This is a genomic window from Candidatus Binataceae bacterium (assembly GCA_035308025.1).
In the GTDB taxonomy this organism is placed as follows: Bacteria; Desulfobacterota; Binatia; order Binatales; family Binataceae; genus JAJPHI01.
This window is the reverse complement of record DATGHL010000016.1, coordinates 1-12,129: the sequence shown is the minus strand read 5'-3', so window position 1 is coordinate 12,129 and position 12,129 is coordinate 1. Positions and strand designations below refer to the sequence as shown.

The window sequence follows — 12,129 nt, the reverse complement described above, 5'->3', positions numbered from 1 at the left end:
CTCGGCGATCTGCGAACGAATCTTCGTCTCACAGTAGCGACTGAGACTACTCGACGTTGAAGATGCGCGAGATCGTTGAGGTGAGGCGCGAGACCGGCTCAGCGATAGCGACCAGATTGCCGCGCGCGATCACCTTGAAGAACTCGGCGTCACGCGGGGCCAGGCCGTCGAGCGCGCGCGAGTCGCCGTTGCGCAGGCTGCGCTCGATGCGGGCGTCCACTTCGACCTCCGGAATCGCCGCCAGCGCCGCGCGGATACTGACCAGTCCGGGGTCGCCGCCGCATTCCAACGCATCCAGCGCCGGTGCGAGTTCGACTGCTTCCTCCATCGAGAAGCTGCCGTTGCGCAGCCGTTTGAGCTCCTCCAGACAGGCCGCGGTCCCGAGCGCAACGCCGATATCACGCGCGAGCGACCGCACATACATCCCGGAGGAGCAGACGACGTTAAAGCGGAGCAGATCGGCGCCGACGGCTTCGAGTTCCAACTGCGCGACGTGCACTTCCCGAGGAGCCGGCGGCGCAACCTCGACGCCCTGATGCGCGAGCTTGTAGAGCGGCACGCCGTCGCGCTTGATCGCCGAGAAGATCGGCGGCGTCTGCTCGATAACCCCGGTGAACTTCGCCGCGAGCGCCGCCAGCAGATCAGCTTCGAGCGTCGGCACGGGCGCGGTGCGCGTCACCGCGCCCGTACGATCGAGCGTGTCGGTCTCGGTGCCGAGCTTGATCAGCCCCGCGTACTCCTTTTCGCCTTCCTGCAGAAAAGGGGCCAGCTTGGTGCCCTCGCCAATCATGATCGGCAGAACGCCGGTGGCAAACGGATCGAGGGTGCCGAGATGGCCGACGCGGGTCGCGCGTCCGAGCCGCGATTTGATCAGCCGAACGACCTCAGCCGAGGTCGGTCCGGCGGGTTTGTCGATAACAATGATTCCGTGCATTGGGGTACAACAGGATACCCGATGAAAGCGCGTGGCTTAAGGACTGAAATTAAAGGGCACGCCTCCTGAGAGGCGCGCCCTCGAAGTGAGGCCCTGTCCCTAGGCGGGGACAGGCTTGTTATTTCCCTAGCGGCCGGCCGCAGCGGACTGCGTCGCGGGCGAGGTTCCACGCTTGATGTGCGGCATGACCTCCGTCGCGAACAGCTTCATGCTGCGTTGCGCAACCTCCAGCGGCATGTCGGCATACTTGAAGACCCCGACGAATTCCTCCGCCTCCATCGTGCTCGCGATCGTTTGTAGCGCCTCAACGCATTGCTCGGGCGTACCGTAAACCTGCGTCTTGGTGAACAGGTTGCGGAAATCCTGAGGCCGGTTCTTGCCGGCTTCGGCCATCTGGGCATGGAATTCGTAGCCTTTGGCATTGCGGAAGTGTTCAGGCTCGTCGTACTCGTAATGGCTTATAGCGGTATCCGCATAGTTACCCATGTAACGCTCGCCGCCGGCGGTAGCTTCGCGCTCGGTCTCCGCACAATAGACGAAGCATACGGTCATCGGCTTTTTCACCGGCTGCCCGAACTTAACGCAGGATTCCTTGAAGTGATCATAATCCTTGCGATGCTCCGCCCAGGCCTTTTGCGGAATCACCAGCATGCCCATACCTTGCTGAGCCATGATGTCGCCGCTCTCGGGCGAGATGATCGCGCCGTAAAAACGGTCGGTAAGATTGCGCCGACGCGGCTGCGGCCGGATGCTCATCTCGGGAATCTGGAAGAACTTGCCCTTGTATGAGAAGCGCTCCTGCGTCAGCGCCATCCGCACGATTTCCGAGGCTTCGATGAAGCGCTCACGCGACTCGCTCATGGGCACGCGAAAGCCGTCGTACTCGATCCTGCCAGAGCCGCGGCCAAATCCCAGCGTCAGTTCGCGGTCACCCGCGTACAGCTCGAGCATCGCGATCTGCTCAGCGACGCGCACCGGGTCATGCCACGGCAGCACGACGACCATCGAGCCGAAGCCGATCCGCTTGGTGCGTCCGGCCATAAAAGTCAGGAACTGCAGAACATCAGAGATCATCGTATAGGGCGAGAAGTGATGCTCGACGCCCCAGATTGAATCGAAGCCCAGCGGCTCGACCATGTCGGCGAGAGCGAGGTCTTCGCGATAGACTTCCCAGTCCGGCTTTTGCGCACGGAAATAGTTTTGAAAGAAAAATGACGCTCCAACTTTCATCGTTGGCTTCCTCCTCGGATTTTGCGACTTTGCAGTGCTGTGGCCTGCATTTCGACAAAAGCGAATTCCACCGTTAGCTGCTGGGCCGCGAAGGCCCTAGAGACTAGGTAAGCAGAGCGGGCGGGAGGACGATTGTCCTCCCGCCGCGTGGTGTGATCGAGAGATTGAGAAGAGCGCTACGCGGTGGCGGCGAGGGGGCCGCGCAGGAGTTTGCCCGGCAGCGCGCCGCTGTGATCGTTATTACGCATCAGAACTTCGCCGTTAACGATCGTGGCTTTGATGCCGACGGATTTCTGCTTGAGACGGCGGGCGCCACCCGGCAGATCGTATTCGAGTGTTGGCATGGTCGGGGAGATCGTCTCGGGATCGAAGATCACGACGTCGGCGAAATTTCCCGCCCGAAGCATCCCGCGCCCGTGCAAGCCCCAGAACGAGGCGAGCTCGAAGGTGATTTTGCGGATCGCGTGTTCGAGCGTCAGCGCTTGGCGATTACGTACCCAGTGGCCGAGCAGATGGGTCTGGATGGAAGAATCCATGATCTGCGAGACATGCGCCCCTGAATCAGAGAAGGTCACGACCGAGCGCGGATGGCGCATCATGCCGAGCACGACGTCCTGATCCTCGTTGACGATCGGCTGGATGAAAAACTGCTTAAGGTGCTTTTCGAGCGCGAGGTCGATGATGACTTCGAGCGGATCCTTGCCGGACTCTTTGGCGATCTGCGCGATCGAGCGATATGGCGGGAGCGGCTGGTCGAGCACGAACAGGTAATCGAAGTCGGGCTTACGGGCTTCCGCACCGACCGCGCGATCGGGTCTGGTCATGTACTCACGCGCGGCTTCGAGGAGCGCGCGGCGCGATTCGGGATTGCGCAACTGGGCTTCCTGTTCAGCCAGCGGCAGCTTGCGCATCTCCGACCAGACCGGCGTCCTATCGAAAGGCATGTTGGTCTCGAAGGAGAGCAGCGAGCTGATCCAGCGGCTGGTGCCCTGCGCCAGCATCCGGCCCCCCGCCGCGATGGTTTCGTCGATCATCTGAAAGTAGGGGCGCCAGGTATGCGGCGCCTTGCGCGAATAGATAACGCCGAAGGTGGTCGGCACTTTGGTGTCGAGCGCAAGCGCTTGCAGGCGGTCGAAGAAATCGCGCATGCGGTCGGGGTCGCGCTCGATATCCTCCTGCGCCAGCTCGAAGACTCCGGCGCCGAGATCGCCCATCACGCCGACCAACTCGCGGACTTCGTTCCAGTTGGCGAGGCGGCTCGCAACCGGGCGGCTATCGGGCGTCTGATGATTATGGTTGCGCGAGGTGCTGAAGCCCGCGGCGCCGGCCTTGATCGCGCCGCGCAGCTCGCGCTTCATTGCGGAGAGATCCTCGGAAGTAGCTTCATCGGTGAAGGCGCGCTCGCCCATCACATAGGTGCGCAGCGCCGAGTGGCCCATGTAGGCGGTATAGTTAATGCCCTTGGGCAGCCCCTCGATAGCGTCGAGGTATTGCGGGAAGCTGTCCCAGGACCACTTGATGCCGGCTTCCATCGCCTTGGGTGAAATATCCTCGGCGCGTTCCAGGTTGCGCATCACCATCAGCTTGTTTTTTTCGGCGCACGGCGCGAGCGAGAAGCCGCAGTTGCCCATCACCACGGTGGTGACGCCGTGCCAGCAGGAGCAGGTGCCGAGCGCGTCCCAGAAGATCTGCGCGTCCATGTGGGTGTGGCCGTCGATAAAGCCCGGCGCGACGATGTGCCCTTCGGCGTCGATGACTTCCTTGGCGGACTCGTTGATTTTGCCGATCGCGGCGATCCGGCCATTGGCGATCGCGACGTCGGCGCGATAACGCGGCAGTCCGGAGCCATCGACTACGGTGCCATCACGGATGATCAAATCGTATGACATTTTTCCTCCTGGGTCGGGAGCCGGGGGTTCCCTGCTGCCCGCCGGTCTGAGTCGTGGAGCTATCTGCTTTTATCCGCCATTCGGGCCAGGAAGTAAAAGGTTAAATCGCGATGCAAACTTTGCCGAAGTGCGCACCGCTCTCCAGATGGCGATAGGCCTCGGCGGCCTGATAGAACGGGAAGACCTTATCGATGACCGGATGGATCTGGTTAACCGTCATCGCGCGATTCATAGCTTCGAACATCTCGCGCGAGCCGACCAGGATGCCCTGGACGCGCGCATTTTTGAACAGCAGCGGCATCGGATCGATCTGGCCGGCGCCGCTCAGGATGCCGATCAGACTGACGACGCCGCCGGTTTTGACGGCATTGATCGATTTGGGCAGCGTGCCGGCGCCGCCGATCTCGACGACATGATCGACGCCGGCGCCGTCAGTAAGCTCGAGCACGCGCGCGTCCCAATTGGGGGTGGTCTTGTAATTGATCACTTCCGCCGCGCCCATCTTGCGCAGCCGCTCAAGCTTGGCATCGCTGCTCGAAGTAGCGATGATCTTTGCGCCGTACATTTTTGCGAACTGCAGCGCGAAGATGGAGACGCCGCCGGTGCCCATCACCAGCACGGAATCACCGGGCTTGAGATGACCTTCGGTGACGAGAGCCTGCCACGAAGTCACCGCGGCGCAGGGCAGGGTCGCGGCCTCCTCGAACGAGAGATAGTCGGGAATCCGCACCAGGCCGGTCGCCTTGAGCGTGACGTATTCGGCAAGCATGCCGTCGATGCCGCCACCCAGCGAGGTGCTGTACATGCCGGCGAAGGGCGGGCCGGCGAGCCATCCTTGAGTGAAAATCGCGGCGACGCGGTCGCCCTTTTTCCACTCGGTGACGCCGGGCCCGACCTCGGCAACTTCGCCTGCACCGTCGGAGACCGGGACGACCGGCAGTTTCAGCATTCCGCCCAAGTAGCCCTTGACGATCGCGAGGTCGCGATAGTTGAGCGAGGCCGCGCGCACGCGCATCAGAACTTCGCCGGGCCCGGGCTTGGGTGTCGCCCGCTCGGTTAGTTTGAGGCTGTCGATGCCCTTGGCTTCATTGATTTCATAAGTTTTCATGATTTTACTTCTTAGCATCACCCGGCTGTTCCGGCCACCGGCGGCGTTTGACAGTATTCGCAGCGCGGGCTAGCAAACGTACATCATTCGCGAGTCTCGCAAAGGAGCGCCGCATGGCTGCTGAAGCCTCGAACCCGTCGCAGATAATCGAAGTCACAGAACGCGCGTGGGAGCCGATGATGCCCGCGATCAAGGCAAAGATGCTCTGGTCCGATCCGGCGACCAAGCGGCGCGCCCAGCTCACCCGCTTCGAGCCGGGAGCGACCCTGCCGATGCATCGGCACGTCGGCGATGAATTGCTCTACGTGATCGAAGGGGCGATCAGCGACGAGTCGGGCACGGTTGCAGCGGGCAGCGTCGGCTACCGTCCCGACGGCTGCACCCACAGCGTGACGAGCAAGCACGGCGCTACGGTCTTCGCGATTATCAGCGGGAGTGTCGAGCCCGCGACTGCGATCGGCGACGCGCCACGTTCGCAGACTATCGTGCTGAGCGAGATTCCATGGAGCGACGCGATGCCCGGGGTGCGTCAGAAGCCGATCTGGAGCGACGCCGCGACCAAGCGCCGTGCCATCCTCGCGCGCTTCGAGGCCGGGGCGAAGCTACCCCTGCACAAACATATCGGTGACGAGCTGGTGTTTATGATCGAAGGCTCGAACTTCGATGAATCCGGCGAGGTTCACACCGGCAATGCCAACTACAGGCCGAACGGATGCACGCATACGGTTTCGTCGAAGCACGGGGGCACCGCGATCGCGTTCGTGACCGGCGGCGTCGAGATGATCAAATGACGGAGTGAATTGGTCCTGATGAAACACGGATTCGGTGTCTTCGATCATCTGGAGCGGCGAGGCGCTTCCGTTGAGGGCCTCTATGCGGGGCGGCTTAAGCTGCTCGAGCAGTACGACGCGGCGGGCTTTTATAGCTACCACGTTGCCGAGCATCACGCGACGCCACTCGGCATGGCGCCGTCACCGGGACTGTTCCTCGCCGCCGCGGCGCAGCGCACGCGTCGAATTCGGCTTGGCCCGCTGGTCTATTTGCTGCCGTTGTACAATCCGTTCCGGCTCGCCGTCGAGGTCTGTATGCTGGACCATCTCAGCGGCGGCCGGGTTGATTTGGGCGTGGGGCGCGGCGTCTCGCCGTTCGAGCTGGCGTACCTCGGGGTCTCATTCATGGATTCCCGCCAGATCTTCGAGGAGGCGCTCACGGCGCTGGTCACTGGGTTGCGCGAGGATCGCCTGAATCATCACGGCAAGCATTACCGTTTCGACAATGTCCCGATGGAGTTGAGGCCGATCCAGCGGCCAAATCCACCATTCTGGTATGGAGTAACTTCGCCGGAGAGCGTCAGTTTCGCGGCGCGCCACGGGATGCACATGGTCGGCCTCGGTCCGATTCCGATGGTCAAAGGCATGACCGAGCAATACCGCGAGGAACTGGGGCGTCATCGGGGCGGTCCAGACGACCTGAATCCCTCTGCGCAGGCGCCGATCATGGGTGCGCTGCGTCACGCCTATGTTGCGGGTGACGAGCGCGAGATCGAAAGTATCGCAGCGCCGGCGTACCGCACCTACTACAACAATATCACCAAGCTCTGGCGCGATTTTCGCACCTTGCCGGCGTATGGTTTTACCCCGGAGATCGGTGTCGCCGCGAAGGCTGACAGCGCGATCGTGGGAACCGCGAGCCAGGTCCGCGATCAGATCGGGCGATTTTTTTCTGAGAGCGGATGTAACTATCTCGTCCTGTCATTTGCTTTTGGCAGTCTCAGCGACGACGACGCGAGCCGCTCAGTCGAGCGCTTTGTATCTCATGTGATGCCGTCGTTCGCCGAGAATTCGTCCACTGCTGCGCGCGGCGCCGGCTGAAGCGCCGCGGCCCAGCGATCGATAGGTCGCCCGAGCCGGTCTATATCTGATCCGGCCTTCCCCGGCAGGGGTCGCCTTGCGGTCCTCGAAGGCGCTCCGTATCATCAAAGTAATAAGCCGGTCCCTACGCCGCGAAGGTATTACTCTAATCGCGATGGCCGGCATGACGCCGCCGTGAAACGGTGAAAGAGATATTCCGCGAGGCAGCGTCCGGGACACTCATCAGGTGAAACGTGAAATCGTAATCAACTCCTCGGCCTTGGAGGTACGCGTCGCAGTGATCGAGGATCGGGCGCTGGCGGAGTTCTACCTCGAACGCGATCAGCGCGGCGGCCTCGCCGGGGGTATCTTCAAGGGTAAGGTCACGCGTGTGCTGCCTGGGATGCAGGCGGCGTTCGTCGATATCGGCCTCGAAAAGCATGGTTTTCTACACGTTTCCGACTACCTCAACGGCGATAGTTATGCGTCCGCCGCAGAAGTGCTTGGCGAAGAGGACGTCGAGACCGAGCCGCTCGCTGATGACGACGAGTTCGCACCGCCGCTGAACGACGAGGGCGCAGCGCAGTTCGAAGCACTCGATACTTTCGAGTCCGACGCCGCCGACGAGACTCACGAGGCCGCCCCCGAGGCCGTGCCGGCCGGGCCTCATCGGCGTGGGCGTGGACGAGGACGCCGGCGGCGCACTGAGCCACCCCGCAATCGGCAACCGATCGAGGAGCAGCTCAAGCGCGGGCAGGAAATTATCGTGCAGGTGGCGAAGGAGCCGATGGGCACCAAGGGGGCGCGGCTGACGTCCTTCATCTCCCTGCCGGGACGCCATCTCGTATACACACCCACTAGCGGGCGCATTGGGATCTCGCGGCGGATCGAGAGCGGCGAGGAGCGCTCGCGGCTGCGCGCGGCGGTAAGGGAGCTGGCCGCACAAGGCGGCTTCATCGTGCGCACGGCGTGCGAGGGCGTCAGCAAAAAGGACATCCAGCGCGACGTGATGTACCTGACGAAGCTCTGGAGCTCGATCGTCAAGCAGGCGGAGTCGTCGTCGCCGGCGTCGCTGCTCTACGATGATCTGGAGGTTTCGCTGCGGATCGTGCGCGATCTCTTTTCCAGCGATGTCGAGCGCATCCGCTGCGATGATCCGACGATTTACGGCAAGATCGTTCAGTTCGTGCAAACGTATATGCCGCGTCTGCGCTCGCGGATTTCCCTGTACGAAGGGAGCGAACCGATCTTCGATCAGTTCGGGATCGAGCAGCAGCTCGATCAGGCGCTCGATCGCAAGGTCTGGCTCAAATCGGGCGGCTATTTGATTTTTGATCAGGCCGAGGCGCTGACCGCGATTGACGTCAACACCGGCCGTTTCGTCGGCAAGCACAATCAGGACGAGACGGTTTTGAAGACCAATCTCGAGGCTGCGGAAGAGGTGGTCAAGCAACTGCGGCTGCGCAATATCGGCGGCATCATCATCGTGGATTTCATCGATATGTCGCGCGAGGCCGATCGCAAACGGGTGACGGAAACCCTCATGCAGGCGCTCAAGCGCGACAAGGCGCGCAGTTCCGTCCTCAAGATCTCGGAATTGGGACTAGTCCAGATGACGCGCAAACGCACGCGCGAAAGCCTCCAGGAGATGGTTACCCAGCCCTGCCCGATTTGTGAGGGCCGGTCGGTAGTGAAGTCGGTCGCGACGCGGGCGGCGGAGGTGATTCGCGGGATTCAGCGGGCCGCCGGGCAGCATCCGCGAACCGACATGCTGGTGGTCAAGGTCAACCCCGCGGTCGCGCGGTTTTTCTACGATAGCGGCGGCAAGGAACTCGAGCGCGCTGAACGTCTGCTCGAAGCCAAAATCATTTTGCGTTCATCCGAGAATATCGCGCCCGGCGGCTTCGAGATGGCGCCCGCCACCGCCGCTGCCTGAATCTTCGACCGGGCCTCGATCAGCGTCAGGCTCAGCGCAGTCCGGGCGTTCGGAATCCGCCGTTCGCCGTAAAGTTGATCGATGAAGCTGATGGGGGTCGATGTCGGCTTTTCTGCCACCCGGCCTTCGACGGGGATCGCCTGTCTCGATGGCGACCGGCTCTCGGTGGCTTGTGCCAGAACCTCGTGGGCGAGTCGCTGTGCGCAGATTCCGGAGGGGTTTCGGCCGAGCATCATAGCGCTCGACGGCCCGCTGATTTCAGACGGCGTCGCCGAGACTGCTCCGCGCGCGTGCGAGCGCATCTTCGTGCGGGCGCCGTTCGATCGACGCTGCAAGCTCGCGCTGAGTCATTGGGGTTCCGGACTGCAGTTGAAGCGCGCCGCGCGCAACGCGCGCGTGCAGTTCAGCCGGACTCTCGCCGGCAAATGGGCGAAGCGCCTCAACCGCGACGGTCCCATTGTCGAGGCTTTTCCGAACGCATTTCTGGCTGTCCTGATGCCGGAAGAGACTCTGATCCGAGCGCCGAGACTGGCGCGCGGCCGGCGCTTCGATTGGCTCTACGATCAGCTCGTGACGAGCGGCAAACTCGAAGCGGATTTATCCGCAGACCTCGAACTAACCGGCGAGATCTGGAATAGACTCAAAATCGAAACCCATCACGACAAGCGCGCTGCCCTAATCTGTCTTTTGACCGCGGCGTTTGCGGCGCAGGGCACGGCAACAATGGTCGGCGAAGCGACCGGTGGATGGCTCTGCTTGCCGCCGTGGCCGCGATGGCAGCCGTGGGCCGTCGACGGCCTCGAGCGCGCCGCGCGCGCGATCGCCGCACAGGGCTATCCGCGGTTGGACGATTGGGATGATCGGGACTGGAAGGATTAACCGAAGGGACGCAGGGAGGGCATCACCTTCGAGGCAAAACGTTCCATCGCGGCCAGGACTTCACGGTGCGGGATGCGGCCGCCGGGGTTGAACCAGCATACGAGCTGATTGATGCGCCCGCGCCCGTGAATCATGGCGGCGCGCCGGATACATTCGTCAGGCGGTCCGAACAGCGCCATCGTCTCGTTGACTGTTTCCCAGCTCATCTTGAGCGCGCGCTCGCGGACCTCGCGCAGGTACTGATATGAACCCTCGTATTGGCCTTTGTCGGCGAGCGCCGCCTGCTCTCCGATCGTGCGAAAATAATGCATCATCGAGGGTTCATACTCGGTCCGCGCCTGCGCCAGACTATCTGCTGTGCAGGTGAAGAATAGGGCCGCGACGTCGCCGCTTGCGCGATCGTGCCGGCCGCGCTCACGACCGTCGCGATACTTGCGCAGATGATCGTAAAAACCCGGCAGCGGGTTAATCGGTGACGCGACCATGACGTCGTAACCGTTGAGGCCAGCAAATTCTGCCGTGTCGGGGCTGTTGGCGGCAAGCCGGATCGGCGGGTGGGGTTTTTGCAGCGGCCGCGGCGCCACGCTGATCTCCGGAATCTGGTAGAAGCGTCCTGCGTAAGCGAAACGCTCGCTCGCCCAGGCACCGCGGATGATCGCGAGACTCTCCTCGAACCGCTCACGGCTTTCCTCGCGCGGCACGCCATAGCCGCGAAAGTGCACCGCGATCGTGCCGCGGCCGACGCCGAGTTCCAGCCGTCCGCCCGTCAGGATGTCGGTCACCGCAGCCTCCTCAGCGACGCGCAACGGATGATGAAGCGGCAGCAGCGTAACTCCCGTGCCGAAGCGAATTCGCCGAGTCTGCATGGCAGCCGCGACTGCGACCTGCAGCGGCGCCGGCATGATCGAAAAAGGCTGGAAGAAGTGCAACTCGGCGAGCCACGCCGTGTCGAAGCCGAGTTCATCGGCCAGGACAATCTGCGCGATCGTCTCGCGATAGCGCTCGGCCTCAGATTGATCGGCCGCGCAGGGCATTTGATAGAAAAGTCCGAATTTCACTTTATCACTCGGCCTGCCGCTGGCCGTGCGATCGACCTAGCGGGCTTTGGCCGTCGCGTCAATGCCGCTGCGCGACGATGCGAAATGTCACCATAGCCTGGTCGCCGGCGGACACCAGATAAGCCAGCCGCGGAGCTTTGATGCCAAAGTCGGTATATCTGAACTCGATTTCGCCGCCGGCGCTGAATTGGCCGTCGCTGCTCATCGAGACTCGTATTGGCACGCGGATGACTTTCGTGGTCCCATGCAGCGTTAGGTTGCCGACAACGATGGCGCTGCCGGAGACACCGGGGACATCGATCTGGACGTCTTCGAACGCGGTGCTTTCAAAGTCAATGGTCTTGAATTTCGCCGCCTCAAGCGTGGAATTGATCACGTTGCGATCGCGCGTCGCGCTGCCCGAATCATAGCTGGCGGCGTCGATCACCAGCTTGACGTGAGCGGTCGCCGCAACATGGTTGGGGTCGCCGTCAATTTCGCAGGATTTCATTTTGAAGGCGGCGGTCGCCGGGCTGCGGACCGCCGCGAACGGCTCAGCGACTGTCGCGCGAAGCTCGCTCTTCTGCAGGTCGGCTCGCAGATGGAGGGTTTTGGCGACTGCCGGCCGCGGGTCCAGCACGGCGCCCAAAATGAACGCGGCGAAGACGACCGGGTAGATGAGCATCCTTCGGCCGCGCATGAATTTTTCTACCGCGCTACGCAAACCGTCGCCGCGCAAAAAGGGCACCGCCGCAGCGTATAGGATTCCGAAGCCGACGTTAACCGCGGTGAGGAGAGCGGCGCTCGACGGCGGCAGGCCCACGGGTTGTCAGATTGTTGAAGGCCCGCATCGCCCAGCTGGTCGGCAGCGCCAGCGCCACGGTGGAGAGGTCGCGGCGCGCGATACGGACGATTCCCGAGTCGGGCCGGATCACGCCGGAGAGAATCGACAGCGCGGTGGTCTTGCCGGCCGTTGGGCACGAGGAGGCCGACGATTTCGCCGCGCGCCAGGGCTAGAGCGAACGCGTCGAACGCGAGCCGCGCGCCATAACGTTTGCTCAACGCGATGGCGGCCAGCGCAGGCGGCGTGGAGTTTTCTGCCGCCGGTACAGCGCTGGTGGGCGATGATGCAGCGCTGCCTGCCGCCGATGTGTTACCGTCGGATCGGCAGGCTCAACGATAGCTCACCAACTCGAGCAGGTTACCGTCAGGATCGAGAAAGTAGCGGCAGTCATGATCGCCCCAATCGATCGTCGGCGCGACCTC

The 12,129-nt window shown here is 62.7% G+C and carries 11 protein-coding genes; 5 read left to right on the top strand and 6 right to left on the bottom strand.

What is annotated here, in order from left to right:
- Nucleotides 1-46: 46 nt before the first annotated feature.
- From truB to VKS22_04210, 4 genes are all read right to left on the bottom strand, one after another.
- Nucleotides 47-934, bottom strand: a complete 888-nt coding sequence (gene truB / locus VKS22_04225; protein HLW69810.1) for a tRNA pseudouridine(55) synthase TruB — start codon at nucleotides 932-934, stop codon at nucleotides 47-49.
- A 126-nt stretch (nucleotides 935-1,060) separates the two neighbouring features.
- Entirely contained in the window at nucleotides 1,061-2,164 is a 1,104-nt protein-coding gene (locus VKS22_04220; protein ID HLW69809.1) for an LLM class flavin-dependent oxidoreductase, read from the bottom strand.
- A gap of 176 nt (nucleotides 2,165-2,340) precedes the next feature.
- Nucleotides 2,341-4,053, bottom strand: a complete 1,713-nt coding sequence (locus tag VKS22_04215; GenBank protein HLW69808.1) for an amidohydrolase family protein — start codon at nucleotides 4,051-4,053, stop codon at nucleotides 2,341-2,343.
- Between the two features lie 100 nt (nucleotides 4,054-4,153).
- Nucleotides 4,154-5,161 carry an NAD(P)-dependent alcohol dehydrogenase gene (locus VKS22_04210; GenBank protein ID HLW69807.1) on the bottom strand — a complete coding sequence of 336 codons (1,008 nt, stop codon included), beginning with the start codon at nucleotides 5,159-5,161 and terminating at the stop codon, nucleotides 4,154-4,156.
- A gap of 113 nt (nucleotides 5,162-5,274) precedes the next feature.
- Here VKS22_04210 and VKS22_04205 point away from each other — a divergent pair, with 113 nt between their 5' ends.
- From VKS22_04205 to VKS22_04190, 4 genes are all read left to right on the top strand, one after another.
- Complete coding sequence (locus tag VKS22_04205) at nucleotides 5,275-5,952, top strand: cupin domain-containing protein (GenBank protein HLW69806.1); 678 nt, start codon at nucleotides 5,275-5,277, stop codon at nucleotides 5,950-5,952.
- An 18-nt stretch (nucleotides 5,953-5,970) separates the two neighbouring features.
- Complete coding sequence (locus VKS22_04200; GenBank protein HLW69805.1) at nucleotides 5,971-7,032, top strand: LLM class flavin-dependent oxidoreductase; 1,062 nt, start codon at nucleotides 5,971-5,973, stop codon at nucleotides 7,030-7,032.
- Nucleotides 7,033-7,258: 226 nt separating this feature from the next.
- Nucleotides 7,259-8,947, top strand: coding sequence for an Rne/Rng family ribonuclease (locus tag VKS22_04195; GenBank protein HLW69804.1), 1,689 nt, complete (start codon nucleotides 7,259-7,261; stop codon nucleotides 8,945-8,947).
- 81 nt (nucleotides 8,948-9,028) lie between these two features.
- Complete coding sequence (locus VKS22_04190; protein HLW69803.1) at nucleotides 9,029-9,826, top strand: hypothetical protein; 798 nt, start codon at nucleotides 9,029-9,031, stop codon at nucleotides 9,824-9,826.
- Here the strand turns inward: VKS22_04190 and VKS22_04185 are convergent.
- Both VKS22_04185 and VKS22_04180 read right to left on the bottom strand, forming a co-directional pair.
- Nucleotides 9,823-10,884 carry an LLM class flavin-dependent oxidoreductase gene (locus VKS22_04185; GenBank protein ID HLW69802.1) on the bottom strand — a complete coding sequence of 354 codons (1,062 nt, stop codon included), beginning with the start codon at nucleotides 10,882-10,884 and terminating at the stop codon, nucleotides 9,823-9,825. The genes VKS22_04190 and VKS22_04185 overlap by 4 nt on opposite strands.
- Before the next feature lie 58 nt (nucleotides 10,885-10,942).
- A complete protein-coding gene (locus VKS22_04180) occupies nucleotides 10,943-11,686 on the bottom strand; it encodes a YceI family protein (protein HLW69801.1) in 744 nt (247 codons plus the stop codon).
- A gap of 14 nt (nucleotides 11,687-11,700) precedes the next feature.
- Here VKS22_04180 and VKS22_04175 point away from each other — a divergent pair, with 14 nt between their 5' ends.
- The gene (locus VKS22_04175; protein HLW69800.1) at nucleotides 11,701-11,880 is read left to right on the top strand and encodes a hypothetical protein; all 180 of its coding nucleotides are present in this window, start codon (nucleotides 11,701-11,703) and stop codon (nucleotides 11,878-11,880) included.
- Nucleotides 11,881-12,129 lie beyond the last annotated feature (249 nt).

What these genes read in the sequence shown, in the direction of transcription:
- VKS22_04190 (HLW69803.1), top strand. Translation starts at nt 9,029, where the DNA reads ATGAAGCTGATGGGGGTCGATGTCGGCTTTTCTGCCACCCGGCCTTCG.
- truB (HLW69810.1), bottom strand. Translation starts at nt 934, where the DNA reads ATGCACGGAATCATTGTTATCGACAAACCCGCCGGACCGACCTCGGCT.
- VKS22_04205 (HLW69806.1), top strand. Translation starts at nt 5,275, where the DNA reads ATGGCTGCTGAAGCCTCGAACCCGTCGCAGATAATCGAAGTCACAGAA.
- VKS22_04200 (HLW69805.1), top strand. Translation starts at nt 5,971, where the DNA reads ATGAAACACGGATTCGGTGTCTTCGATCATCTGGAGCGGCGAGGCGCT.
- VKS22_04215 (HLW69808.1), bottom strand. Translation starts at nt 4,053, where the DNA reads ATGTCATACGATTTGATCATCCGTGATGGCACCGTAGTCGATGGCTCC.
- VKS22_04210 (HLW69807.1), bottom strand. Translation starts at nt 5,161, where the DNA reads ATGAAAACTTATGAAATCAATGAAGCCAAGGGCATCGACAGCCTCAAA.
- VKS22_04220 (HLW69809.1), bottom strand. Translation starts at nt 2,164, where the DNA reads ATGAAAGTTGGAGCGTCATTTTTCTTTCAAAACTATTTCCGTGCGCAA.